General features: G+C 57.5%; 26 protein-coding genes. 8 read left to right on the forward strand and 18 right to left on the reverse strand.

The window, feature by feature from the left end; genetic code table 11:
• Positions 1–240: 240 nt before the first annotated feature.
• The 8 genes from dedD to AC6I77_RS13135 all read right to left on the reverse strand — a co-directional run bounded on the left by dedD (position 241) and on the right by AC6I77_RS13135 (position 7,660).
• Positions 241–1,023: a cell division protein DedD gene (gene dedD, locus AC6I77_RS13100; RefSeq protein WP_003854266.1), complete on the reverse strand. Its 783-nt coding sequence runs from the start codon at positions 1,021–1,023 to the stop codon at positions 241–243.
• Complete coding sequence (gene folC / locus AC6I77_RS13105; protein WP_337026994.1) at positions 1,013–2,281, reverse strand: bifunctional tetrahydrofolate synthase/dihydrofolate synthase; 1,269 nt, start codon at positions 2,279–2,281, stop codon at positions 1,013–1,015. Before folC ends, dedD begins: the two co-directional genes overlap by 11 nt.
• Before the next feature lie 94 nt (positions 2,282–2,375).
• Positions 2,376–3,290: an acetyl-CoA carboxylase, carboxyltransferase subunit beta gene (accD, locus tag AC6I77_RS13110; protein WP_031590594.1), complete on the reverse strand. Its 915-nt coding sequence runs from the start codon at positions 3,288–3,290 to the stop codon at positions 2,376–2,378.
• Between the two features lie 144 nt (positions 3,291–3,434).
• The gene (locus tag AC6I77_RS13115) at positions 3,435–4,097 is read right to left on the reverse strand and encodes a DedA family protein (RefSeq protein ID WP_003854268.1); all 663 of its coding nucleotides are present in this window, start codon (positions 4,095–4,097) and stop codon (positions 3,435–3,437) included.
• 29 nt (positions 4,098–4,126) lie between these two features.
• On the reverse strand, positions 4,127–4,930 hold the full coding sequence (truA, locus tag AC6I77_RS13120; protein WP_008926481.1) for a tRNA pseudouridine(38-40) synthase TruA: 804 nt from the start codon (positions 4,928–4,930) through the stop codon (positions 4,127–4,129).
• 2 nt (positions 4,931–4,932) lie between these two features.
• Positions 4,933–5,940 carry an aspartate-semialdehyde dehydrogenase gene (locus tag AC6I77_RS13125; RefSeq protein WP_003854270.1) on the reverse strand — a complete coding sequence of 336 codons (1,008 nt, stop codon included), beginning with the start codon at positions 5,938–5,940 and terminating at the stop codon, positions 4,933–4,935.
• A gap of 303 nt (positions 5,941–6,243) precedes the next feature.
• Positions 6,244–7,377, reverse strand: coding sequence for a 4-phosphoerythronate dehydrogenase PdxB (pdxB, locus tag AC6I77_RS13130; RefSeq protein WP_497817003.1), 1,134 nt, complete (start codon positions 7,375–7,377; stop codon positions 6,244–6,246).
• Positions 7,378–7,432: 55 nt separating this feature from the next.
• Positions 7,433–7,660, reverse strand: coding sequence for a hypothetical protein (locus AC6I77_RS13135; RefSeq protein WP_181162194.1), 228 nt, complete (start codon positions 7,658–7,660; stop codon positions 7,433–7,435).
• 89 nt (positions 7,661–7,749) lie between these two features.
• On the opposite strand from AC6I77_RS13135, the gene AC6I77_RS13140 reads away from it, so the two are divergent.
• Entirely contained in the window at positions 7,750–8,649 is a 900-nt protein-coding gene (locus AC6I77_RS13140) for a DMT family transporter (RefSeq protein ID WP_442843622.1), read from the forward strand.
• On the opposite strand, the gene AC6I77_RS13145 is transcribed toward AC6I77_RS13140, so the two are convergent.
• A complete protein-coding gene (locus AC6I77_RS13145) occupies positions 8,630–10,018 on the reverse strand; it encodes a sensor histidine kinase (protein WP_003854274.1) in 1,389 nt (462 codons plus the stop codon). The two genes, AC6I77_RS13140 and AC6I77_RS13145, sit on opposite strands and share 20 nt — an antisense overlap.
• On the reverse strand, positions 10,009–10,680 hold the full coding sequence (gene tctD, locus AC6I77_RS13150; RefSeq protein ID WP_003854275.1) for a transcriptional regulator TctD: 672 nt from the start codon (positions 10,678–10,680) through the stop codon (positions 10,009–10,011). Before tctD ends, AC6I77_RS13145 begins: the two co-directional genes overlap by 10 nt.
• A gap of 120 nt (positions 10,681–10,800) precedes the next feature.
• Between tctD and AC6I77_RS13155 the strand changes: the two genes are divergently transcribed.
• From AC6I77_RS13155 to flk, 4 genes are all read left to right on the forward strand, one after another.
• Positions 10,801–11,781, forward strand: coding sequence for a tripartite tricarboxylate transporter substrate binding protein (locus tag AC6I77_RS13155; RefSeq protein WP_008926486.1), 981 nt, complete (start codon positions 10,801–10,803; stop codon positions 11,779–11,781).
• 12 nt (positions 11,782–11,793) lie between these two features.
• Positions 11,794–12,225, forward strand: a complete 432-nt coding sequence (locus tag AC6I77_RS13160; protein WP_008926487.1) for a tripartite tricarboxylate transporter TctB family protein — start codon at positions 11,794–11,796, stop codon at positions 12,223–12,225.
• Between the two features lie 10 nt (positions 12,226–12,235).
• Positions 12,236–13,741 carry a tripartite tricarboxylate transporter permease gene (locus tag AC6I77_RS13165; protein ID WP_105098949.1) on the forward strand — a complete coding sequence of 502 codons (1,506 nt, stop codon included), beginning with the start codon at positions 12,236–12,238 and terminating at the stop codon, positions 13,739–13,741.
• Between the two features lie 113 nt (positions 13,742–13,854).
• Positions 13,855–14,901, forward strand: coding sequence for a flagella biosynthesis regulator Flk (gene flk / locus AC6I77_RS13170; protein WP_003854279.1), 1,047 nt, complete (start codon positions 13,855–13,857; stop codon positions 14,899–14,901).
• 1 nt (position 14,902) lies between these two features.
• Here the strand turns inward: flk and AC6I77_RS13175 are convergent, their stop codons facing one another.
• Entirely contained in the window at positions 14,903–15,346 is a 444-nt protein-coding gene (locus AC6I77_RS13175; RefSeq protein ID WP_003854280.1) for a rhodanese-like domain-containing protein, read from the reverse strand.
• 87 nt (positions 15,347–15,433) lie between these two features.
• On the opposite strand from AC6I77_RS13175, the gene pdxR reads away from it, so the two are divergent.
• Complete coding sequence (gene pdxR / locus AC6I77_RS13180) at positions 15,434–16,858, forward strand: MocR-like pyridoxine biosynthesis transcription factor PdxR (RefSeq protein ID WP_497817004.1); 1,425 nt, start codon at positions 15,434–15,436, stop codon at positions 16,856–16,858.
• A gap of 78 nt (positions 16,859–16,936) precedes the next feature.
• Here pdxR and fabB read toward each other — a convergent pair whose 3' ends face one another.
• Positions 16,937–18,157: a beta-ketoacyl-ACP synthase I gene (gene fabB / locus AC6I77_RS13185; RefSeq protein ID WP_003854282.1), complete on the reverse strand. Its 1,221-nt coding sequence runs from the start codon at positions 18,155–18,157 to the stop codon at positions 16,937–16,939.
• Positions 18,158–18,311: 154 nt separating this feature from the next.
• Here fabB and mnmC point away from each other — a divergent pair, with 154 nt between their 5' ends.
• A complete protein-coding gene (gene mnmC / locus AC6I77_RS13190; protein WP_140033183.1) occupies positions 18,312–20,318 on the forward strand; it encodes a bifunctional tRNA (5-methylaminomethyl-2-thiouridine)(34)-methyltransferase MnmC2/FAD-dependent 5-carboxymethylaminomethyl-2-thiouridine(34) oxidoreductase MnmC1 in 2,007 nt (668 codons plus the stop codon).
• Between the two features lie 36 nt (positions 20,319–20,354).
• Here mnmC and AC6I77_RS13195 read toward each other — a convergent pair whose 3' ends face one another.
• Genes AC6I77_RS13195 through prmB form a run of 6 tightly spaced genes read right to left on the reverse strand, consistent with a single transcriptional unit; the run spans position 20,355 to position 24,941 of the window.
• Positions 20,355–20,639 (reverse strand): YfcL family protein, encoded by a 285-nt coding sequence (locus tag AC6I77_RS13195; protein WP_003854283.1) that lies wholly within the window; start codon positions 20,637–20,639, stop codon positions 20,355–20,357.
• Between the two features lie 32 nt (positions 20,640–20,671).
• Complete coding sequence (locus tag AC6I77_RS13200; protein ID WP_140033182.1) at positions 20,672–21,217, reverse strand: elongation factor P hydroxylase; 546 nt, start codon at positions 21,215–21,217, stop codon at positions 20,672–20,674.
• Positions 21,218–21,236: 19 nt separating this feature from the next.
• Entirely contained in the window at positions 21,237–22,040 is an 804-nt protein-coding gene (locus AC6I77_RS13205) for a sulfite exporter TauE/SafE family protein (RefSeq protein ID WP_003854285.1), read from the reverse strand.
• A gap of 8 nt (positions 22,041–22,048) precedes the next feature.
• Positions 22,049–22,873, reverse strand: a complete 825-nt coding sequence (mepA, locus tag AC6I77_RS13210; RefSeq protein WP_003854286.1) for a penicillin-insensitive murein endopeptidase — start codon at positions 22,871–22,873, stop codon at positions 22,049–22,051.
• 4 nt (positions 22,874–22,877) lie between these two features.
• Entirely contained in the window at positions 22,878–23,963 is a 1,086-nt protein-coding gene (gene aroC, locus AC6I77_RS13215; RefSeq protein WP_078804626.1) for a chorismate synthase, read from the reverse strand.
• Positions 23,964–24,008: 45 nt separating this feature from the next.
• Complete coding sequence (gene prmB / locus AC6I77_RS13220) at positions 24,009–24,941, reverse strand: 50S ribosomal protein L3 N(5)-glutamine methyltransferase (RefSeq protein WP_008926490.1); 933 nt, start codon at positions 24,939–24,941, stop codon at positions 24,009–24,011.
• A gap of 159 nt (positions 24,942–25,100) precedes the next feature.
• Here prmB and smrB point away from each other — a divergent pair, with 159 nt between their 5' ends.
• The gene (gene smrB, locus AC6I77_RS13225; protein ID WP_031590577.1) at positions 25,101–25,649 is read left to right on the forward strand and encodes an endonuclease SmrB; all 549 of its coding nucleotides are present in this window, start codon (positions 25,101–25,103) and stop codon (positions 25,647–25,649) included.
• The last annotated feature ends 18 nt before the right edge of the window (positions 25,650–25,667 follow it).

Here is a 25,667-nt window from a genome sequence, read left to right on the forward strand (position 1 = left end):
GCACCCCTGCATCCAGTTCGGGGCGCATTCTAACAGAAAAAGAAAACGTTTGCGTAGCGGTTTTCTTTTTCTGCATCCATAAAAAAGGCGATGAAAAAAAACGCAATCGCCTGGGTGATTCTCAGCCGGAAAGGCCGTTGAAAATATTCACTATTTCAGGCGTACCGCGCGACCTGAGCACGCTGTACGCCGGGAAAAAGACGCTGCCTGTTACTGCTATCGGCAGCGCCAATCGCCGGTTTAGCGGGCGCTGTACGGTTTCACAACACCGCCCAACCCTGAGATGCTTTTCAGCTCGCCAACGGCACTCTGCATTTTGGCTTTCGAGGCATCCGGCCCGACGTAAATGCGGGTAATCTGACCCTGAACGGGCGTTGAAGGCACAGTAAAGGCGCGATAGCCCGACAGCCGCAACTGCGCGACAATCTCATTCACTTTGCTGGCGTTTTTCAGCGCACCTAACTGCACCACATAAGCCTGCCCTGCCGGTGCGGTCGTCTCTGCTGCTTTTGGCGCCGCTTCCTGCTTCGGCTGTTCGACCGCTTTAGGCGGTTCTTCCGGCTTCGGCTTCGTCTGCTCCACCGCTTTAGGCTTCTGCTGTTCGACCGGTTTCTGCTTAGGCTGCTCAGTGACTTTAGTTTTCTGCTGCTCTGCCACTTTCGGTTTGGTCACCGTCTGTGCAGGCACAGACTGATGAACCGGCGGCGGCGAAACCACAGTCGGTTCGGTATCATCATCCGGCTCGGCACGCCCCTGCTCTGCCGTGACGCTGCTTTTGCTATTACCATTACTGCTGTTGACCGCATTGCCCGCGCCTTCAGGTGGCTGGGATGGCAGCGACTGGGTAACCGGTGGCACCATTTCACTGTCCTGCTGATCGTCAGGTTTCGGCACCAGCGGAATGGCTGCGAACTCTTCTTTGTAATGCTTTTTCTGACCATCCAGCAGCCCTGGCAGCACAATCACGCCAACGGCGACCAGAATAACGGTGCCGACTAAACGGTTTTGAAACTTACTTGCCACGTCCTTTCTCCGTTTCAATCGATTCCATGACCTGCGCAACGGTGTGGAATGAACCACAGACCAGCACAGTGTCCTGCGGCGCTGCCCGCTGGCGTGCCTGCTGCCAGGCGAGCTCAACCGAGCTAAAGGCTTCGCCCTGCGAGAGGCAGTCCAGCAGTTGCTCAGCACTGGCGCCGCGCGGACCGTCAAGCGGTGCGCAGTACCAGGCATCGACCATGGGTGCCAGCGCCGTCAGCGTACCGGCAATATCTTTATCATGCAGCATGCCCACGACGGCATGCACTTTGCCGCGTTTCGGCAGCGTCGCCAGCCGTGACGCCAGATACGACGCTGCATGCGGATTATGAGCGACATCCAGAATCACGCGCGGTGATTCACTAATCGTCTGAAAACGTCCTGGCAGCATCGCCAGCGGCAGGCTGGCGCGAATCTGCGCCTCACTGACCTCAAGCCCTGAGACACGCAGCGCGACCAGTGCCGTCGCCGCGTTAGGTAACGGCACCTGGGGGAGCGGCAGATCGTTAAGCTCCCCCAGCGCATCACGCAGCGACCAGCTTTCGGCCTGAGCTTGCCATGACCAGTCACGGTTGCGCTGTAACAGCTCAGCGCCTTTTTCCTGCGCGACCACCGCGATGCTGTGTGGCATATCGGGTTCACCGACGACTGCCGGTTTCCCCGCCCGGAACACACCCGCTTTCTCACGCCCGATGCTTTCGCGATCCGGCCCAAGCCAGTCAGTATGATCCAGTGCAATGCTGGTGACTACGGCGACATCGGCATCCACGATGTTGGTGGCATCCAGCCGTCCGCCGAGGCCGACTTCGAGGATCACCACATCCAGCTGCGCCTGGCGGAACAGATTGAGCGCAGAGAGCGTGCCAAATTCGAAATAGGTCAGGGAGATATCCGCACGTCCGGCTTCAATCTCCGCAAAGCTGGCGCAGTGCTGCGCTTCACTCAGCTCCTCTCCCTGGACCCGAACACGCTCGGTGTAGCGCACCAGATGTGGCGAGCTGTAGACGCCAACGCGGTAGCCCGCGGCAATCAGCAGCGTTTCCAGGGTCCGACAGGTCGTGCCTTTGCCATTAGTGCCGGCTACGGTAAAGACAAAGGGAGCGGGTTTCAGCAGGTCGAGACGAAGTGCTACCTGACGAATACGGTCCAGACCCAGTTCGATGGCCTGAGTATGCAGGTGCTCAAGATAATAAAGCCACGTGGCCAAAGGCGACGTGGCTTGAGGAAGGTGAAGATTGTCCATATGTCCCGTTTTGCTTATTTATACCTGGCAGACTGGTGCTGCGGTATACGGTGCATTGGTAAGAGGTGCTTTGGACGCACCTCTCTATCTCCTGTCAGGCCTCGTTGCTTTCCGATTCAGTCGTCGCAGGAGCGGACTGTTCACCGTCATGCAGCGGTGCTGGCAGGTTCATCATTTTTGCCAGCAGGCTTGCCAGTTTGTAACGCATTTCCGGACGACGAATGATCATATCGATCGCGCCCTTCTCAATCAGGAACTCACTGCGCTGGAAGCCTGGCGGCAGTTTTTCGCGCACGGTCTGTTCGATCACGCGTGGACCGGCAAAGCCGATCAGCGCTTTAGGTTCCGCGATATTGAGGTCACCCAGCATCGCAAAACTGGCCGAAACGCCACCCATCGTCGGGTCAGTCAGCACAGAAATATATGGCAGACCGCGCTCGCGCATTTTGGCCAGTGCCGCACTGGTTTTCGCCATCTGCATCAGCGACTGCAGCGCTTCCTGCATACGGGCACCACCACTGGCGGAGAAGCAGATCAGCGGACAGTTATCTTCTAACGCCTGCTCAACCGCACGCACAAAGCGCGCACCAACCACAGAACCCATTGAACCGCCCATAAAGGCAAATTCAAAGGCTGCCGCAACAACCGGCATGCCGTGCAGCTGACCTTTCATGACAACCAGCGCATCTTTCTCGCCGGTGTCTTTCTGGGCCGCTACCAGACGGTCTTTATACTTTTTGGAGTCACGGAACTTGAGCAGATCTTTAGGTTCAAGTTCACTGCCCAGCTCAACCATAGTGCCCTGATCGAGGACACTGCCGAGACGCTCACGGGCATGCATACGCATGTGATGGTCACACTTCGGGCAGACCTCAAGATTACGCTCCAGCTCGGCGCGGTAGAGAACCTGACCACAGCTGTCACACTTGGTCCAGACCCCTTCCGGGATACTGGCTTTGCGCACAGGCGTTCCGGTGCTTTTATTAAGAATGCGTTCAATCCAGCTCATTGATGACCTTTCTGTTTAAAACTGACCTGGTCCAGTCGTCTTGATACTGCTGAAAACAGCTTCAGCAGACGGTAAATGTCGCTCATTAAACCACAACCTGTTCAGACTGTGGATAAAAATCTGGTCTTACCCCTGAGCGAAGCCTTATGGCAGCTTCTGCTGCTTAGCCTGACGGCGATGACGCCAGACTTCAATCACACCCGGCAGAATCGACACCACGATAATGCCGACAATCAGCAGCTTCAGATTTTCCTGCACCACCGGCAGATCGCCAAACAGGTAGCCGGCGTAGGAGAACAGCAGCACCCATAGCAGCGCACCCGTCACGTTGAACAGTGCGAAGTGGCGATAGGACATATGGCCCATACCCGCAACAAACGGCGCGAACGTCCGGACGATGGGCACAAAGCGCGCAAGGATAATGGTTTTTCCGCCATGACGGGCATAAAACGCATGGGTTTTATCCAGATGGCTGCGACGGAAAATCTTCGAGTTCGGGTTACTGAACAACCGTTCGCCAAACAGGCGGCCAATGGTGTAGTTCACCGCATCGCCCAGAACCGCCGCCACCACTAACAATGCCACCATAATGTGCACATTGAGATCGTTACCTGGCAGCGCGGCCAGTGCGCCCGCCACAAACAGCAGCGAATCACCCGGCAGGAATGGCGTGACCACCAGTCCGGTTTCGCAGAACAAAATCAGGAACAAAATAGCGTAAATCCAGATACCGTACTGTGCAACCAGTTCAGCAAGATGCACATCGATGTGCAGAATAAAATCGACCAGAAAATGGATAAACTCCATAGCGCGCCCTTTTAAGTCCTGAAAGTAAATTAATCCGCGAGGAACAACGGTCCCATCGACGGTTGTGGTAACGCAAAGTGGGATGGGTAATCCACCGCCACCAGATACAATCCCTCTGCCCGGGCTGTGGCTGCCGCCAGTGTCCGATCTTTCGCTGCCAGCAGCGTGGCCATCCATGACTCAGGCTTATTGCCGCAGCCTATCTCCATCAGACTGCCCACGATATTGCGCACCATGTGATGGACAAAAGCGTTGGCTTTGATATCCACAATCACGTAAGGGCCCTGACGCGTGACGTTAAGATGAATCACGTTGCGCCACGGGGTACGCGACTGGCACTGCACGGCGCGAAATGAGGTGAAATCATTTTCGCCTAACAAACATTGCCCGGCGCGCTGCATCTTCTCCGCATCCAGAGGATGGTAGAAGTGCGTGACGCCCTGCGCCAGCACCGCCGGACGCAGACGCTGATTGTAGATCAGGTAGCGATAGCGTCGGGCCGTAGCGCTGAAGCGGGCATGAAACTCATCCGGCACCGCTTTCACCCAGCGCACCGCAATATCCGGCGGCAGATTAGCGTTGACGCCCAGCGTCCAGGCACCATCAGGTCGTTGTGATGTCGTCTCGAAATGGACCACCTGCCCCGTTCCGTGCACGCCGGCATCGGTGCGGCCCGCGCAAAAAATGCTGACCGGGTGATCCGCGACCTTCGACAGCGCGCGCTCTACCTTCTCCTGCACGCTGCGGACTTCATTCTGACGTTGCCAGCCGTAGTAACGACTGCCGTCATACTCGATGCCGAGCGCCAGTTTTTGCGTCTGACCATCGGACATGGTTACAGATACTCCTGAACCAGTTTCTCGGCAGTTTTCACCGCCATCAGCGCGCCGCCAAAACGAATATTGTCCGCCACTGACCAGAACTGCAGTAACTCCGGAATACCGTAGTCGTTACGTACCGCGCCGATACTCAGTTCGCCGTTGCCTGAGGCATCCGTAACCGGCGTTGGCACTTCATCCTCTTCGCTCAGACGAATATCTGACGCCAGCGCCAGCTCGGCACGCGCTTCTTCCGCAGAGAGCGGGCGCAGGTTTTCGATATGCACAATCTGCGCATTACCGTAGAACACCGGTGCCTGTACGCTGCTGACCGCAATCGGTAAGCCTTCGTCCTGTAATACCTTACGTACCTGATCAATCAGGCGACGTTCACTTTCCACGCTGCCTTCTGCATCGGCCTGTTGGGGCATCAGGTTAAACGCCAGCTGACGACCAAAATGGTGTTCATCGGCTGGAATACCATTCAGCAAGCGGGCACTTTCCCCGGCCAGCGCATCCACCGCCACTTTGCCGTAGCTGGAGACCGAGATCAGGTTCGTCACCTGTAAACGGCTCAGTCCGGCTGCATCCACCAGCGGTTTAATTGCGGTCAGCAGCTGGCTCACCAGATTATCTGCCACGCTGATGATGTTGCGATTACGATAATCAGCCAGCACCTGCGGGTTCACATCCGGCACCACCAGCGGCACATCAGGTTCCAGCGCAAACAGCTCGCTGCTGTCGATCACCAGACAACCGGCGTTTGCCGCTTCATCGGCAAAGCGCGCCGAAGCGTCACGTCCCGCCACGAAAAAGGCCAGCTGCGCCTGTGACCAGTCGAATGTCTCTGCATTGTCGACCCGCACCGAGCGGCCCTCATAACGCTTGATTTCGCCCGCGCTGTTTTCGCTGGCCAGCAAATATAATTCACCAACCGGGAACTGGCGTTCCGCCAGCAGTTCCAGTACAGCGTTCCCTACTGCGCCTGTCGCGCCAAGTAGCGCAATATTCCAGCCGTCAGACATGTTGGTTTACTCCAGACAATGACATAAAAACAGAAGGCGGTGATATTCACCGCCCAGGGATTCAGATTTATCCCCATCGTCTTTCACGTTGCATCTTTGCTGGCTGCGTTCACTCAACCGAATCACTTACCTGAGTAAGCTCATCGGGACTCGTGCTCTTGCCGCCGCAATGCAACCCGAAATCCATGGGGTATCTCCCCCGGAAACCACCGTCATGCAGCCATGCCAGCAGTACGCATCGCTTCCGTCAACTGACTGATTCAGTGCGGAAACCGCGCCGGGGCGACTGACCTGCAGCGCCCGTTATTTCGGGGAGATGATTGCGTTAAAGCCCAGCAGGTTTAGCTTCTCAGCCGTTGTGGCGTCATCACATTTCACCTGCAGCGACGACCATTCGCGGCGCTCCAGATACTGCTTGCGCAGGCGATCAAATTCGCCCGGTTTGGCCGCCACTTTACGCAGGGGGGCATCATCGCGGCGCACATCATACACCAGATGCGCCAGGCGTTTCAGCGTTGGCTGATCCAGCGGGCCATTCAGGGTGATTTCACTGAACTCCGGCACCGGCAGTAAAGTGCTGAGCGGCACCTGCTGCGGCTGACCAATAAAATCGCACCAGGCTTCAAATACCTGCGTAGTGCCGCGTGCTTTGCCTTCCAGGGTGTAGCCTGCGATGTGCGGTGTGGCGATATCAACTTTATCCAGTAACGCCAGTGAGAGATCCGGCTCCGGCTCCCAGACATCCAGTACAACGCTGAGATCCGGCCGCATTTTCAGCACTTCCAGCAGCGCGCCATTGTCCACCACCGGACCGCGACAGGCATTGATCAGAATGGTGTTGGGCTTCAGCGCCATCAGCAGCGCCGCATCCGCCAGATGCCAGCTTTTATAGGGACCGTCTTTAAACAGCGGGGTGTGGAAAGTCAGAATATCAGCCTGTGCGGTGACGGCTTCCAGCGACAGGAAATCGCCCTCGTCACCCCGATCGGCGCGTGGTGGATCGCACAGCAGGGTTTTGATGCCCCAGGCCTCCAGACGCTTTTGCAGACGCCCGCCAACGTTACCGACACCGACGATGCCGACCGTGCGGTCACGCAGCTCAAAGCCGTCACGCTCCGCCAGCAGCAGCAGCGCAGAGAAAACATATTCCACCACGGCAATGGCGTTACAACCCGGAGCGGCAGAGAACGCAATGCCCGCCTGCTGCAGCCAGTTCTCGTCGATATGATCGGTGCCCGCCGTAGCGGTTCCGACAAACTTTACCGTCTTTCCTGTCAGCAGTGACTCATTCACCTGGGTGACTGAGCGCACCATCAGGCCATCGGCATCGGCCAGTTCTGCCACCGGCAGCGGACGTCCCGGCACCGCGACAACATCGCCGGTACGACTGAATAACTCACGGGCGTAGGGCATATTTTCATCGACCAGAATTTTCACTACGGCTTTCCTGTCAGTTGCATAGAGGGGAGTGATTCTGGCACAAAGCGACGCGTTAGCCTAACCGTGCGCGATAGCGATCGGGCGTGATTTCCGCCGGCTGCCTGAAAATGACAATCAGCGCCGGGGCGGAACGGTATTCCAGCGCAAGGGCGAGACGCTGCACACTTTCCCCTGCGCCGGCAGCACGATGGCGCGCAGAAAACGCAGCCGCTGTCGTGACCCGCCCGATGTCATATGACGCGGGGAGTGACTGGTCACTTTCAGGATCACTCTGTCCCATCAATCACTTATTTTTCCGATATTAATGATCTGAATAAATCCGGACACGCGTACAATGCGCCTCATTAATTATACATATAGAGAGTCAGCATGTTTTTCCTCTATCCGCTCTTTGCGGTAATAATCTGGTCAATCAACTCCATTGTCAGCAAGCTCTCAGCCAGTGCGATCGATCCCGCGGCGATCTCTTTCTATCGCTGGCTGCTGGCGCTACTGGTGCTGACGCCCTTTGTGCTGCCGGGCGTGTGGCGGGCGCGTGTGGCTATCAAGCCGCATCTCTGGCGGCTGGCTATGCTTGGACTGCTCGGGATGGTGCTCTATCAGAGCCTCGCGTATTACGCGGCACACAGTGTCAGCGCACTCTTTATGGGCATTATTGGCGCACTCATTCCGCTGCTCACCGTGCTGCTGAGCGTCGTGATCCTACGCATTGCGCCGACGCTCGGTATCCTGCTCGGCAGTATCATCTCATTCATCGGTCTGGTATGGCTGGTCAGTGAAGGCAATGTGATGCAACTGCTGAATCATGGCCTGGGCAAAGGCGAACTGCTGATGCTGGCCGCTTCCGCCGCCTATGCACTCTATGGCGTGTTGACACGGCGCTGGGCGCTGCCGCTGCCTATCTGGCAAAGCCTGTATGTGCAGATTTTATTTGGTGTCGTGCTGCTGTTGCCAGGTTTTCTGCTGGCACCTGAGGTGGCGCTTAACCGGCATAATCTGCCGCTGGTGGCATTTGCCGGTCTGTTTGCGTCGATCATTGCGCCGTTCCTGTGGATCCATGGCGTGCAGCGTCTGGGGGCCAGCACCACCAGCATCTTTATGAATCTGATTCCGGTATTTACCGCGGTGATTGCGGTGATATTCCTGCATGAACAGCTGCACAGTTACCACTGGATTGGCGGCGGTCTGACGCTGGGCGGTGTGATCCTGGCCCAGCGACTGCGTACGCCGTTAACCCGGCGTAAAGCGGTCAGCCTGCCACCGAGGTAAACAAGACGGTTACCCGCAGCCCGCCAAGCTGCGGGCTGCGGTCCAGCTGCATTGTGGCACCATGCCAGGCACAGATATCCTGGACCAGCGCAAGACCAATACCCGCACCGGGCTGCATGCCGACATTATCCAGCCGCTGAAAAGGCTGCAGTGCTTTGGCCTGACTGGCATCCTCAATGCCCGGACCACTATCCTCAATTTCCAGTTTTCCAGGTGTCACGCGCGCCGTCACCACGCCATTGTGCGGGGTGTATTTAATAGCGTTATCAAGCAGGTTGGCGCACAGCTCGCCCAGCAGAACACCATCCCCCACCACCTTATGACACTCTTCACCCTCATAACCGAGGTCAAGCTGCCGGGTTCGCGCCGCCGGATAACGGCTAAAACAGGCTTCACGCACAATGGCGGCCAGATCGACACGTGCCATTGGCTTATCTTCACCATGCCGCGCTTTAATGCGGGCCAGCTGTAGCAGCCGGTCGGTAAGTAAAATGGTCTCATCCAGCGTGTGGCGCATCCCAAGCAGGCTCTCCTGCCACTGCTCAGGACGATCGCTGTTGAGTGCCACGCTGACCTGAGTTTTGAGGATGGTCAGCGGGGTGCGAAGCTGGTGAGCCGCGTCGGCGCTGAAGCGATCCTGACGCGCCAGCAGCCCGCGCAGGCGCTCCAGGTAACGGTTAAACGCGATGATCAGCGGCTGAAGCTCTGACCAGGGTAATGACGGCAGTGGCGTTAACTCTCCCCCATCCCGCTGCAGGACAATGCGTGACAGTCGACGTAGCGGTCGCAGCACCCGACGCAGCATCAGACTGGCCAGCAGTAGCGTCATCAGAACCAGCCCGCTCTGACTGATCAGCGCAGTGCGCATCAACCGGCTGGCGAACTCCTGACGAGAATTAATGGTTTCAGCCACCAGGACCAGTGCCATGCCTTCAACACCCGCCTCACTGACCGGTTGCCAGAGTGCCGCAACGCGAATGCGATGCTGGTGATAGCGACCATCATAGAAATGCACCAGCGCCGGATAAGCGGTCGACATTTTACTGGCTGGCGGAATCGGCGGCAGATCGTCGTAACCGGAGAGGGTTTTCCCCTGCGGGGAAATGACCTGATAAAACAGCTGATCATTCATATTGCGTTCAAAGCTGTCGAGCACTACCCAGGGAACATCGACTTCCAGATGCTGCTGTCGTACCACCAGACGTTCTGCCACGGTTCGGGCCGAAGCCAGCAGCGAGCGGTCATAGGCCTGGTTGGCTGCCGCCAGCCCACTCTGATAATGGGTATAGACTGACAGGGCCCACAGCAACAGCAGTGGCAGGCCCAGCCACGCCAGCAGCTCGCCGCGCAGAGAGTGAATCAGCCGCACGGCAAGGTTTCCAGGCTGTAGCCGAGTCCGCGCAGCGTCACAATCGCTACATCACTGCCCGCCAGTTTTTTACGCACCCGATGCACATACAGCTCAATGCTCTCCGGACTGGCCTCATCAGCCAGAGTAAAGGTCTGTTCATAGAGATGCTGACGGGAAACGGGCCGGCCATGGCGCTGCATCAGGGTAGTAAGAATACTGGATTCGCGCGGCGTTAATGCCAGCGGCTTTTCAGCCAGCAGAAAATAGCCCTCCCCATCCAGCACCAGTTGCCCCAGTGACTGACTTTGCGCGGACTGGCTTTGACTGCGCCGCAACAGCGCGCGCAATCGCGCTTCCAGTTCATCCAGTTCAAACGGCTTGGTCAGATAATCATCCGCCCCCAGATTCAGGCCGCGCACCCGGTCATCCAGTGCACTGCGCGCCGTTAACAGCAATACCGGCACACCCTGTCCACGCCGCCGTAACCGCGTCAGCACCTCCAGACCATCAATACGCGGCAGGGAAACATCCAGCACGACCAGCGCATAGGCTTCACATTGCAACGCGTGATCGGCGGCAACCCCATCTGCAACCCAGTCAACGGCGAAGCCCTTTTGCGTCAGCGCCTTCTGCAGCCAGCGTGCCAGTTCAACGGTATCTTCTACCAGTAAGAGACGCATCTCACATCCTGTCATTAAATCCGGGCAGTGAAAGGTAAATGAAAGGTAACTGTTTTAACAATTCAGTAACGCCAATATTACGGCTGTAATCACACTCTGGAAGAATGAATGGAGCGCACGATGAAAAAAATAATCCATACCGCCCTTACCTCTGCCCTGCTGGCTCTGCTGGTGCCGGCTGCGAATGCCGCTGACGGCCCTGGCCGCACCGAATGTATTGCACCTGCCAAACCGGGCGGCGGATTTGATCTTACCTGCAAGCTGCTGCAGGTCTCGCTGCAGGAAACCAAACAAATTGAAACCCCGATGCGCGTGACCTATATGCCTGGCGGCGTGGGTGCGGTGGCCTATAACGCTATTATCGCCCAGCGCCCGGCTGAAGCGGGCACGGTGGTCGCCTTTTCTGGCGGATCGCTGCTGAACCTGTCACAGGGCAAATTTGGCCGCTATTCGGTTGACGATGTGAAGTGGCTGGCCGCCGTGGGAACGGACTACGGTATGGTCGCCGTACGCGAAGATGCGCCATGGAAAACCCTGGGCGAACTGATGGCGGCAATGAAAGAAGATCCGACCAAAGTGGTGGTCGGTGCCGGCGCGTCAATCGGCAGTCAGGACTGGATGAAAACGGCGTTGCTGGCGCGCGAAGCGGGCATCGATCCCCGCAAAATGCGCTATGTCGCCTTTGAAGGCGGTGGTGAGCCGGTAACGGCGCTGCTCGGTAATCATATTCAGGTGGTTTCCGGCGACATGAGTGAGATGGTGCCACATCTGCAGGGCGGCAAAATGCGGGTACTGGCGGTGATGTCCGATCAACGTCTTCCTGGCCAGCTGGCTGAGGTCCCTACCGCCAAAGAACAGGGTTTTAATATCGTCTGGCCCGTTATTCGTGGCTACTACCTCGGCCCTAAAGTCAGCGATGCTGATTATCAGTGGTGGGAGCAGGCATTTAAAAAGATGGTGGATACCCCGGAGTTTAAAAAACAACGCGATATGCGTGGTCTGTTTGAATTCAACATGTTCGGGCAGGAACTCGATAGCTACGTGAAAACGCAGGTGGCGGATTATCGTGAGAAGGCAAAATCATTTGGTCTGGCCAAATAAGCGGAGCGAATCATGAGCGATCGTATTTTTGCGGGCCTCTGGCTGGCCCTGTGCCTCGGCGGCATGGTAATAGCCTGGCAAATTCAGAGTGAATACAGCTACGAACCGGTGGGACCACGACCGTTCCCGATGGCGATCCTTGGCCTGATGGCAATCTGTGCCGTGCTGATGCTGTTTCGTAAACCGGACACCATTCACTGGCCAGCCCACAGCACACTGAAACGTCTGGTGGCGCTGGCGGCAATGATGATGCTCTATGGCTGGCTGTTTGAAATGCTGGGCTTTGCCATCAGCACAACGCTGCTGACGTTTGGCATCGGCTTGCTGTTTGGTGCGCGCTGGTGGGCAGCCGCACTGTCCGGCGTGGTAATGGGCTCCACACTTTTTTATGCCTTTGACCGTCTGCTGGAAGTGACCCTTCCGGTCGGCAGCTGGCTGAGTTAAGGAGAGTATCATGGATACCTGGTCCTTTTTAATGCAGGGCTTTGCCGTCGCCATGACGCCAGAGAACCTGCTGATTGCCCTGATTGGCTGTTTTATCGGTACCATCGTCGGCCTGCTGCCGGGTCTGGGGCCGATCAACGGCGTGGCGATCCTGATGCCGCTGGCCTTTGCCCTGCACTTACCGGCGGAATCGGCGCTGATCCTGCTGGCAACGGTCTATATCGGCTGTGAATATGGCGGACGCATCTCCTCCATCCTGCTGAACGTGCCCGGTGATGCCGGCGCGATCATGACCGCGCTGGATGGTTATCCGATGGCGCAACAGGGCAAAGCAGGCGTTGCCCTGTCCATCTCAGCTGTCAGTTCATTCATCGGTTCAACCATCGCTATCCTCGGCATTATTCTGTTCGCGCCCCTGCTGGCCAGCTGGTCGCTGGCATTTGGCCCGGCGGAATATTTTGCGCTGATGGTGTTCGCTATCGCCTGTCTTGGCAGCATGATGAGTCACAATCCCCTGAAGTCGTTCCTTGCGGCATTAATAGGGCTCAGCATGGCTACGGTGGGCGTGGATGCCAATACCGGCGTGTACCGCTTTACCTTTGACAGCGTTCACCTTTCCGATGGCATTCAGTTTGTGGTGGTGGTGATTGGTCTGTTCTCAGTCAGCGAAATTCTGCTGATGCTGGAGTCCACCAGTACCGGGCAGAAAGCGGTTCGTGCCAGCGGTCGCATGATGTTCAACATGAAAGAAGCCTCTATGGCAACCGGCGCAACGCTGCGCTCCTCGTTTATCGGTTTCTTTGTGGGTGTGTTACCTGGCGCAGGCGCCACCATCGCCAGTGCTATTGCCTACATGACTGAGAAAAAGATCAGCGGCAGCGATCAGTTCGGTAAAGGCGATATTCGTGGTGTGGCAGCACCGGAAGCGGCAAACAATGCTTCTGCCTGTGGATCCTTTATTCCGATGCTGACACTGGGTATTCCCGGCTCAGGGACAACAGCGGTGATGGTCGGCGCATTAACGCTCTACAACATCACACCAGGACCGGCGATGTTTGTTGAGCAGCCAGATATTGTCTGGGGCTTGATTGCTGCCCTGCTGATTGGCAACGTAATGCTGTTGATCATGAATATCCCGATGATCAACGTCTTCGCCCGCATGCTAACCATTCCATTGTGGTTTCTGGTGCCAGCCATTGCCGCTATTTCTGCCGTGGGCGTCTACGCGGTGCACAGCACCACCTTTGACCTGTTGCTGATGGTGGGATTGGGTATCTTTGGTTATATCCTGCGTAAAATGGATTTTCCGATGTCGCCGTTGATTCTGGGATTTGTGCTGGGTGAGATGCTGGAGCAGAACCTCCGTCGCGCCCTGTCGATCAGCAACGGCAACATGGTCATTCTGTGGGAAAGTCTGATCTGTAAAATCCTGCTGGTTCTGGCAATTGCGGTTCTGCTGGTGCCGCCAATCTGGAAACGCTGGCGTCGTCACCAACTGAAGCGCACCGAAGCGTAATTCTCCTGCCGAAACGCGCATGCCCCCGTGGGATTTCCCGGGGGCTTTTGCTATCATGGCCTATTCTTTTTCCGGCGCACCCCACGCTGTTCTGTTTTTCCAAGGAATCCGCCATGCAACCTCTTAGCGGCCCCGGTGTGCCGGTCGATCGTTCATCTGTCAATCCGCAAACCGGCGTAACGCGTCACGGTTCCGTGGCCGGTGAACAGCCTCTTTCGCCTGCGCAGCGCACGACGTTAGAACGCCTGATCGTGCGTATCTCTTCGCTCAGCAATCTTAAAGCGCCTGAACTCTGGGCGGGGCTCCGTCATGAAGTGGGCGTCAAGAGTGAAGCGGAGTTGCAGTCGCGTCATTTTCCGGCAGCGGAGCAGTATCTTAATAACCGCCTAACACAGACGCAAAATGGACATGCCACCCGCCTGCTGATGACCCAGCTCACCGACTTGCTGCCCAAGGGCAATAACCGCCAGGCTGTCAGCGATTTTATCCGTCAGCAATTTGGCCAGACAGTGCTTAGCGCGCTGAGCCAGGATCAGTTGCGCCAGGTGCTGACGATGCTGCAGAACGGGCAGATGACGATTCCCCAGCCGCAGCAGATTCGCGTCAGCGACCGTACGCTGCTGCCTGCTGAGCACCATACGCTGAATCAGCAGGTGGTGCGCCTTGCCGCTGCCACCGGCGAATCTACCGGTAAGCTGTGGACGGCTGCGCTGAAGCTGGTGAACCTGACCAGCGGCGATCCGATCCCGTCACGTCACTTCCCGCTGCTGACCCAATATCTCCAGGTGCGCCAGACGCTGAGTCAGCACAGCGCCCCCACGCTGCACTTGCTGGAAGCCTCCCTGAAACAGCCGCTTGATCAGCAGGAGCGGCAGCAGCTGGAGGATTACAGCCAGCAGCGTTTTCAGGCCACGCCACAGACGGTGCTCACGGTGACGCAGACTCAGGATTTGCTGAATTTTCTGTTCAGCCGTCGCGCAGACCGGGCAGAAAAACTGCACGAACAGCCGCTGGCTGCCAGCGAGATTAAACCGCAGCCGATCTGGTCACCCTTTGTCGCCTCGCTGCCGCCGCCGATTCAGTCACTGGCAGGGCGTCCGCTGTTGGGTTTCTTTATTGCACTGGTCGTCATCACCCTTTTACTCTGGCTGGTACTCTGAGCTAACAGCCACAGGATGCTTTGGTCGCGGTAACGGGCCATTCACCCGCCGCATCACCCCAGGTCAGCGGATGACCATCACGTTTCCAGAAATCCAGCCCGCCAATTAACTCCTTTACCTGAAAGCCCAGCGATGCCAGCTTCAGGGCCGCTTTCGTCGAGCCGTTACAGCCAATGCCGTCACAATAAGTGACATACACTTTGCGGCGATCAAGCCGGGCCGTCGTGCTGGCATCCATCCCGCGATGCGGAAAGTTGATGGCGCCGCAGATGTGCCCGGCGCGATAAGCCTCCGGCGCACGCGCATCAATCACCACGATAGCCTGACGCTGCTGCTCCAGGTCTTCCGCCAGATCCCACGCGTCGGTGTAATACGCGAGTTTTGACTGCAGATAGTCGAGGCTTTGCTGCGGCGTGGCGGCCGGAATGCGTAAAACTGATGACATAGCGATTCTCCTGTTGTGATGAATTCGCAGTTTACGGCAAAGTGGACTGCTTACTGATACCCATTCTTCATCAGGGATAAGACCGATATGCCTTCACCGCTGTTACAACTTTTCCAGCATCAGACCAGTGGCGGCGTGCGTGAACGTCTCTGCGCGACCCTTCGGCTGGCGATTAACCGGCACCATCTGCGTGCGGGTCAGCAGTTACCCTCCAGCAGACAGCTGGCGCTGGATCTGCACCTTTCACGCGTGACGGTGGAAGCGGCCTACGGACAACTGGAGAGTGAAGGCTATCTGCGACGTGAAACCGGTCGCGGTACTTTTGTCGCCATCATCATCCCCGGCACACCCTCATCTTTGCCGACACGGCATCAGCCCGCCCGTTTTTCGGCGCGCGGCCAGCAGGTGCTGGCAACCGGTGGCTGTCAGGATCCCCCTTTTCCTCACGCGTTCGCATCCGGTTCACCGGAGTTACGTGCGTTTCCTCACGACACCTGGCGACGCCTGAGCAGCAGCGTACAACGTTCTCTGGGCAGCACCGCAATGGGATATGGCGATCCCTGTGGCTATCTGCCGTTACGCAGTGCACTTGCTGATTATCTGACACTCTCCCGGGGCGTCGCGTGCCAGCCGGAGCAGGTCATCATTCTGACCAGTTCCCAACAGGCGCTGCAGTTACTGAGCATGATGCTGGTCGATCCTGGTGATGAGGTGTGGATGGAGGAGCCGGGCTATCCCGGTGCCCGCAATGCCTTCCTGGCTGCAGGCGCACAGGTGCGTGGGATTGTTGTTGATGCCGAAGGCGCCCTGCCCACCAGTGGCAGTGCAACGCTCATGTACCTGACGCCCTCGCATCACTATCCCACCAGCGTCACGCTCAGCCTGCCGCGACGTCTGGCATGGCTGGACTGGGCACAGCGCAACCAGAGCTGGCTGATAGAAGACGATTACGACAGCGAGTTTCACTACAACGAACGTCCGATTCCTGCATTGCAGGGTCTGGACCGGCATCAGCGGGTCATTACGTTGGGCACCTTTTCGAAGTCGCTGTTTCCTTCCCTGCGGCTGGCCTGGATGGTCGTGCCGCCGGCGCTGGTTACGCCCATAGGCCGTGCACGGAGCGTGCTGGATGGGCACAGCGCCCTGCTGCCGCAGGCTGTCACCGCCGCCTTTCTGCAACAGGGACATTTCGCCAGCCATCTGCGCCTGATGCGTCAGCTCTATCACAGCCGTCGCGATCGGTTGCTTGAGCAGATTGAGCAGCGGCTCTCGCCGTGGATCACGCCAATAGCCAGCGGCGGTGGATTACAGCTGACGGTAACAGTACAAAAGGATGAAGCACGCTTAACCGCGCTGGCAACACAACAGGGATTGCTGCTACCGCGACTGAGTCCGCTTTATGCCGGACACGCATCTCAACAAGGCTGGATGCTCGGTTTTGCCGCGCTGACGCCTGACGAGATTGTGGCAGTATGCGATAAGTTGCTGCGGCTACTGCAGCGGGAGGGTTAATACCGAGGGGTAAATGAGGTAACGGAGATGGGCTTTAAAAACAAAAAGGGCCGGCAAGCCGGCCCTTCAGAGTACTGATTACGCCTGATATTTACGCATGGTCAATGTGGCGTTGGTGCCGCCAAAACCAAAGCTGTTAGACATCACGGTGGTCAGCTCTTTTTCCACTGGCTCAGTCACAATGTTCATGCCGGTTGCTGCCGCGTCCAGCGAGGTGATGTTGATGCTTGGCGCGATAAAACCATGCTCCAGCATCAGCAGCGAGTAGATCGCTTCCTGCACGCCAGCGGCACCCAGTGAGTGGCCGGTCATTGCTTTGGTCGCAGAGATGTATGGCGTGTTATCGCCAAACACTTCACGAATCGCACCCAGCTCTTTCACATCACCTACCGGGGTAGAGGTTCCGTGGCTGTTCAGATAGTCGATGGGTGTATCGACACCGTGCATCGCCATCTTCATGCAGCGTACTGCGCCTTCGCCGGATGGCGCAACCATGTCTGCACCGTCTGACGTCGCACCGTAACCGACGATTTCGGCATAGATGTGCGCACCACGAGCCAGCGCATGCTCCAGCTCTTCAACAACGACCATGCCGCCGCCACCCGCAATAACAAAACCGTCGCGCTCGTTGTCATAGGTACGTGACGCTTTTTCCGGGGTGTCGTTGTAACGGGTAGAGAGCGCGCCCATCGCGTCGAATTCACAGGCCATTTCCCAGCACAGCTCTTCGCCGCCGCCAGCAAAAACGATATCCTGCTTGCCGAGCTGAATCTGCTCAACAGCATTACCGATACAGTGCGCCGAGGTGGCACAGGCGGAGCTGATTGAGTAGTTTACGCCATGAATCTTGAACGGCGTGGCGAGGCAGGCAGAGACGCCAGAAGCCATCGCTTTGGTGACCACGTAAGGGCCAACCGCTTTCAGGCCACGTGGGCTGCGCATCGCATCAGCACCAAATACCTGGAAACGTGGAGAACCGCCGCCTGAGCCTGCAATCAGACCCACACGTGGGTTGCTCTGATACATTTCAGTGGTGAGGCCGGAATCTTTAATCGCTTCTTCCATGGAAAGATAAGCATAGATTGACGCATCACTCATAAAACGCACAACTTTGCGATCGATGAGGCCGGTGGTATCCAGTTTAACGTTACCCCAGACGTGACTACGCATGCCGGAATCTTTCATCTCTTCAGAAAAGGTGATGCCAGAGCGTCCTTCACGCAGAGATGACAGCACCTCCTGCTGGTTATTACCAATACTGGAAACGATCCCTAAGCCAGTAATCACAGCACGTTTCATTCAATCTTCCTCATCCACTTCTTCTTAATTGGCATGCACTCTAGCGTACACTTGTACGCCGAACAAGTCCGATCAGCTATTTCCTTTTGTAAATTTGCGTCATGTCACGTGGGTCGCTAAAATCGCGCCACTGCCTGAAAAATGAGCCTTTACCGTGAAATTAACCCCGGTCGAACATGCGCAGCTAAACTGGAATGAACAGGGTACACCTGTTTCCCGAGCGTTTGGCGACGTCTATTTCTCTAATGACAATGGTCTGGAAGAGACACGCTATGTCTTCCTTGGCGGCAACGGTTTTCCCCAGCGTTTTGCTGAGCATCCACGGGATCTGCTGATCGTGGCGGAAAGCGGTTTTGGCACCGGCCTCAATTTTCTGACGTTGTGGCAGGCGTTCGATGCGTTTCAGCGTGACCAGCCTGATGCCACTTTAAAACGTCTGCATTTCATCAGCTTTGAGAAATTTCCGTTAACCCGTGATGACCTGGCTGCGGCGCAGCAGCACTGGCCTGAACTGGCCCCGTGGGCGGCGGCGCTGCAGGCGCAATGGCCCGCCGCCCTGCCCGGCTGTCAGCGACTGCTGTTTGACGGCGGACGTATCACCCTCGACCTGTGGCTGGGCGATATTAACCAGCTGATGGGAGAGCTGGATGAGAGCCTGAATCGTCAGGTGGATGCCTGGTTCCTGGATGGTTTCGCGCCGTCGAAGAACCCGGATATGTGGACGCCAGCACTGTTCAGCATGATGGCAAAACTGGCGCGTCCGCAGGGGACATTCGCGACCTTTACCGCCGCAGGCATTGTCCGGCGCGGTCTGCAGGAGGCCGGCTTTGACGTCATCCGCCGCAAAGGATTTGGTCCCAAGCGCGAAATGCTATGCGGACCGTTACAGGACGCGCCTGCGCTGCCTGCCGGGCAGCCCTGGTATCATCGTCAATCAGCGGCGCAACGTGATGTTGCGCTCATTGGCGGCGGCGTTGCCAGTGCCACGCTGGCGCTGGCGCTGCTGCGTCGCGGCTGGCGGGTGACGCTTTACTGCGCCGATGAGGCGCCGGCGCTGGGCGCGTCCGGCAATCGTCAGGGAGCACTCTATCCGCTGCTCAACCAGCACGACCCGGCGCTTGCCACCTTTTTCCCGGCAGCATTCAGTTTTGCCCGGCGGCTCTACGATCAGTTAACTGTCGCCTATGAACATCACTGGAGCGGTGTGCTGCAACTGGGCTGGGATGAGAAAAGCCGTAAGAAGATCGATCAGATGCTGGCGATGGGCCTGCCTGAATCCATTGCCCGTGGCGTTAATGTGGATGAGGCAGAGACGCTGGCGAATGCCGAACACGGCTGTGGCGGTATTTTCTATCCGCAGGGCGGCTGGCTTTCACCGGCTGAGCTGACCAGCGCGATGCTGGCGCATGGCGAAACCCAGGGATTACGCATTCACTGGCTGCATCGCGTCAGCGAACTTTCACGCGAGGGCGATCACTGGACGCTGACGTTCAGCGATCGTCCGGCGGTCCGTCATGCCACGGTGGTGCTGGCAAACGGTCATGCGATAGCCGACTTTGCGCAGAGCGCCCCGCTGCCAGCCTATCCGGTGGCCGGTCAGGTAAGCCATGTTCCCTCCACGCCGGGGCTTAATGCACTCCACACCGTGCTCTGTTACGACGGCTATCTGACGCCCGTCAGCCCACAGTTTGGTACTCACTGCATCGGTGCCAGCTATCACCGTGGCGAAACCGCCACAGATTACCGGGAAGAGGATCAGCAGGAGAACCGCAGCCGCCTGTTGCATTGCCTGCCTGACAGCCGCTGGGTAACAAACGTGGATGTCAGTGGCGGTGAAGCAAGAATGGGCGTGCGCTGTGCCACGCGGGACCACCTGCCAATGGTGGGCGGCGTACCGGATTATGATGCGACGCTTAAGCAGTATGCTGATTTACCGACCCAGCTTGCAGCAGGTCATGACATCGCTGACGCACCTGAGTTTACGGGCTTATACCTGTTTGGGGCGCTGGGGTCGCGCGGCCTGTGCAGTGCACCGCTGGCAGCCGAAGTGCTGGCAGCCCAGCTGACCGGCGAGCCACAGCCGCTGGATGCCAGTACGCTGGCAGCCCTCAATCCGAATCGTTACTGGGTAAGAAAATTACTGAAGGGAAAAGCGGTTTAGCTGGCGATGATAAGGGCGGCATGCCGCCCTGCACGGTCAGGCGGAGAGCTGACGAGCCTGGACAAACAGGTTGTCCCACATCCCCACCACTAATGCCTGATCGCGCGGCGAGAGTTCACCCGCCGCAATGGCATTTTGCAGGCTGCGGGAGACCTGAATCTGCAGCGCTTCTGGCGTATGTTCGCCCAGTTGCTCCACCTCGGCCACGGCCAGTGTCAGATGCCCGCGCAGATAACCGCTGGCGAACAGCTCATCGTCACTGGCATGCTCGACCATGTCGTCAATCAGGGCCAGAATACGCGCTTCAAATTCTGCGATCATCTCAATTCCTCTATTTATAATGCCTTTCTGCATCACAGATCGTCCGGCCAGGGAAACTGCGACGCTGTTAATGACGGCCTGCCATAAAATTCCGCCAGGGCGGTAATAAAACGCGCGGGACGGTCGGGAATGCCCGACGTCAGATAGCTCATGACCTGAGCATGGACTTTACGCTGAAACGCAATGCGATCCGGCTCACAATCTCCGTCGAGATTGTCACAACTCACGTTGAAGGGAAAGCCTGCCGCCGTACAAAACATCCACTCCAGCGCCTGCGGCTTAACTTCCACGGCTTCAAACTGACTCTGGGTCAGCGCGTCGCGGCCATCCGGGCAGTACCAGTAGCCAAAATCGACCAGTTTGCGGCGGGCTTCACCGGCGATGCACCAGTGTGAGATCTCGTGAAGAGCGCTGGCGTAGAAGCCGTGGGCAAAGACCACGCGGTTCCACGGCGACTCTGCATCCGCAGGAAGATAGATCGGTTCATCGTCGCCTTTAATTAGACGGGTCTGAAATTCATCGCTGAAACAGCGATCAAACAGCGTGATCAGCTGTTCATAATAATGAGTCGGGTTCATGACGATATCACGTAAAAAGTTACGAATGCAGCGTGGCCAGCCAGGCCAGAACGTCGCTGCCGTGGCTGTCCCACAGTAATTTAATGCTCATGACGGCAGAGACAATGACCACCATCGGGCGGATCAGTTTCTGTCCGCGGCTCAGCACCAAACGCGCGCCCAGACGCGCGCCGCAGAACGCGCCGAGCATCATAACCAGGCCGGTTCCCCACACCACTTTGCCGCCGAACATAAAGAACAGCAGGCTGCCCAGGTTTGAAGTGAAGTTGAGGACCTTGGCGTGTGCAGTCGCTTTGGCCAGGTTATAGCCGCAGAGCGTGACGAAAGCCAGCGCATAAAAGGAGCCTGCACCCGGTCCGAAAAATCCGTCGTAGAATCCCACGGCTCCGCCGCCCACCAGCGCATAAGCCAGGCCATGCAGGCGGCGCGCCTGATCCACTTCCCCCAGGCGCGGCATCAGCAGGAACCACAGGCCGATGGCGATTAAAAACAGCGGCAGCATCTGACGCAGAAAATCCGCCTGCAGACGCTGAATCAGTATCGCACCCAGCACGGACCCCATCAGCGTCATGGCGATATTCAGCCACTGCTCATTCAGCTTCACTGCACCGCGCCGGACAAAGTAGAGGCTGGCGGAAAACGATCCGCCGACCGATTGCAGTTTATTGGTCGCCAGCGCCTGGGCAGGAGAGAGGCCCGCCGCCAGCAACGAAGGTACCGTAAGTAATCCCCCGCCACCCGCGATTGAATCAATAAAACCGGCCAGCATGGCGATTAAAAACAGCAGCCCGACCAGCAGCGGGCTGACCACAAACCAATCCATGGAATCCCTTACAGTAAATGTTTATCCAGCAGGGCCTGACAGGCAGGCGGCAGCGGCGGTGGCTCACGTTTCACCGGTGCACCAGAACCCGGTTGCTTCGGCAGGAACCAGCTCTGCAGTTCTGCGCCACAACCATCACCTGGCGGCGGCGCAGGCTGATCTTCACAGCCAATACTGCCTGCCGGGCAGCGCAGCCGCACATGCATATGGGCACGATGAGCAAACCACGGACGCACTTTACGCAGCCAGTCGCGATCGTTACCTGCATCAGCACAAAGCTGCTTTTTAATTGCCGGATTGACGAAGATGCGTGTGACATCATCATCTTTGGCCGCCAGTTTAATCAGGCTGTCGATTTCCGGCTGCCAGTGGCGCGCAATGACATTTTTATCGCCTGGCCCAACCAGATCCAGCGGCTGCGGCTTCAGCAGTTGCTGCGCGCTCCAGCGGCTTTTTGGTAGCTGCAGCCAGATATCTACATCCAGTCCGGTCTGATGACTGGCGTGACCGCTGCTGAAGCGCCCGCCTGCTGCCATGCCCATGTCGCCAATCAGCACGTTACCCAGTTGCAGGTTATGCACCTGGGTGCTGAGCCGCTGAATAAACTGAATCAGATCGGGATGACCGAAATAACGCCGCTGATCCTGCCGCATCACCTGATAGTTGGGTGAATTCAGCGGCAGCGACTGCGCGCCAACAATACAGCCATTGGCAAAGCCGCCAATAGATTGCGGTGCGCCGCTGATTGGATGCTGAATATTTTGCCACGGCGTCGCCGCCAGGCTTGAGGCGCTGATCAGCAGCGCACTCAGGGTAAGCAGGAGCGCTTTCATGCCATCACCAGCGCGGCACGGAGCTGTTAACATCACCGTTCTGCGCCCGCTGGCGCAGAAGATGATCCATCAGCACGATCGCCATCATCGCCTCCGCGATCGGCACGGCACGGATCCCTACACAGGGATCGTGACGACCTTTGGTGATCATCTCCACTTCTTCGCCATCACGGGTAATGGTTTTACCCGGCACGGTGATGCTGGAAGTCGGTTTCATCGCCACATTGGCGCTGATGATCTGACCGCTGCTGATGCCGCCCAGAATGCCGCCCGCGTGATTGCTCTGGAAACCATCGTGACGGATCTCGTCGCGATGCTGACTGCCGCGCTGGTTTACCACCGCAAAGCCGTCGCCAATTTCGACGCCTTTTACGGCATTGATACTCATCAGCGCGTGCGCCAGATCGGCGTCCAGTCGGTCGAAGACCGGCTCGCCCAGGCCTGGTGGCACGTTCTCAGCCATGACAGTGACTTTGGCGCCAATGGAGTCGCCCTCTTTTTTCAGGCCGCGCATCAGTTCGTCCAGCGCTTCCAGCTTGTCAGCATCCGGGCAGAAGAACGGGTTCTCTTCTACGATGCTCCAGTCTTTCAGCTCGCAGGCGATATCACCAATCTGTGACAGATAGCCGCGCACCACCACACCGTGTTTCATCTGCAGGTATTTCTTGGCGATGGCACCTGCCGCCACACGCATCGCGGTTTCGCGCGCCGACGAGCGGCCGCCGCCACGGTAGTCGCGCTGACCATATTTCTGCTCGTAGGTGTAATCCGCATGGCCCGGACGAAACAGATCTTTGATCGCGCCGTAATCCTGCGAGCGCTGATCGGTGTTCTCAATCAGCAGACCAATTGAGGTGCCGGTCGTCACGCCTTCAAACACACCGGACAAAATTTTCACCTGATCCGGCTCGCGGCGCTGCGTGGTATAGCGCGATGTGCCAGGACGACGGCGATCGAGATCGTGCTGAATATCGGCTTCGGTCAGCGGAATGCCTGGCGGCACGCCGTCAACAATGCAGCCCAGCGCAAGACCGTGGGACTCGCCGAAGGTGGTTACTCGAAAAAATTGCCCGATGCTGTTTCCGGCCATGCTGTTTCCTTCTCAGGGTTTGGCGGGCGATACTTCGCCCCACTTTTAGTCTTTATAAAAAGAGAAATGGTGTTGTGCGTCGACAATCTGCTGGCGCGTCAGCGTAAAGACGCCGTCACCGCCGTTGTCGAATTCCAGCCAGGTAAAGGGCACATCGGGATACTGCTCGATCATGTGCACCATGCTGTTGCCCACTTCGCAGACCAGAACGCCCTGCTCGCTGAGATAGTCAGGCGCACACGCCAGAATACGGCGCACCAGCTTCAGGCCATCGCTGCCTGCCGCCAGACCCAGCTCAGGTTCGTGGCGATATTCGTTTGGCAGATCATCCATGTCTTCCGCATCCACATACGGCGGATTCGTGACGATCAGATCGTATTTTAGCTGCGGCAGTTCGCGGAACAGGTCAGCACGAATCGGCGTCACCTGATGAATCAGCCCATGCTCTTCAATGTTCTGCTCGGCGACGGCCAGCGCACCGGTGGAGATATCCACGGCGTCCACTTCCGCTTCCGGGAAGGCATAGGCGCAGGCAATCGCGATGCAGCCGCTGCCGGTACACATATCCAGAATATGACGCGGCGGCGTGCTGACCAGACCGGCAAAGCGGTTCTCAATCAGTTCGCCAATGGGTGAACGTGGAACCAGCACGCGCTCATCCACAAAGAATTCGTGACCGCAGAACCAGGCTTTATTGGTCAGATAGGCGACCGGAATGCGCTCGTTGACGCGACGGATAACGCGCTCAACGATCAGCAGACGTTCGCTGGCGGTCAGACGCGCGTTGCGCATATCTTCAGGAATATCCAGCGGCAGCCAGAGTGACGGCAGGACCAGTTGAACGGCTTCGTCCCAGGGATTGTCTGTACCATGTCCGTACCAGATTCCGGCAGCGGAAAAGCGGCTGACCGCCCAGCGCAGCATGTCCTGAATGGTGTGCAGTTCGTTCACTGCCTCATCGACGAAAATTTTGTCCACGTAGCCCTCCGCAGGCCTTTTGCTAAATCGGCCAGTAGTGTGCCATGAAGCCGGGGAGAATTCAGCGCAGCGAGGTGAAAAAGCTGACATTTAATGACACTTAACGGTAAGGTAGCGGCTCTGCTGTGTGACAGCCTTTTCTGATATGACTGACCTGCCATGAGTAAAAAAACACCATTAAGCCCGGATGATCAAGCGCTGTTTCGCCAGTTAATGACCGGAACACGTCAGTTAAAACAGGACACCTTTGTCCATAAAGCGCCGGTGAAAACCCGCCAGATTCCGGTGAAACGTCTGCTTTCAGAGCAGGCGGACAACAGTCACTACTTTTCGGATGAGTTTCAGCCGCTGCTTTCTACGGAAGGGGCAACCCGTTACGTTCGCGCCGATGTCAGTCACTTTGAGCTGAAAAAATTGCGTCGCGGCGACTATACGCCGGAGATTTTCCTGGATCTGCACGGATTAACGCAGCAGCAGGCTAAGCAGGAGCTGGGGGCACTCATCGCCGCCTGCCGACGTGAACATCTGTTCTGCGCCAGCGTCATGACCGGTCATGGGAAGCATATTCTGAAGCAGCAGACGCCGCTGTGGCTGGCCCAGCATCCGTGGGTGATGGCTTTTCATCAGGCGCCGAAGATGTTTGGCGGTGACGCCGCGCTGCTGGTTTTGATTGAGATTGAGGAGTGGCAACCGCCTGAGTTGCCATAAAAGGGGCCGACGGGATCG

The sequence above is a fragment of the Pantoea sp. X-Soil-ISGK-259 genome, from assembly GCF_059730705.1.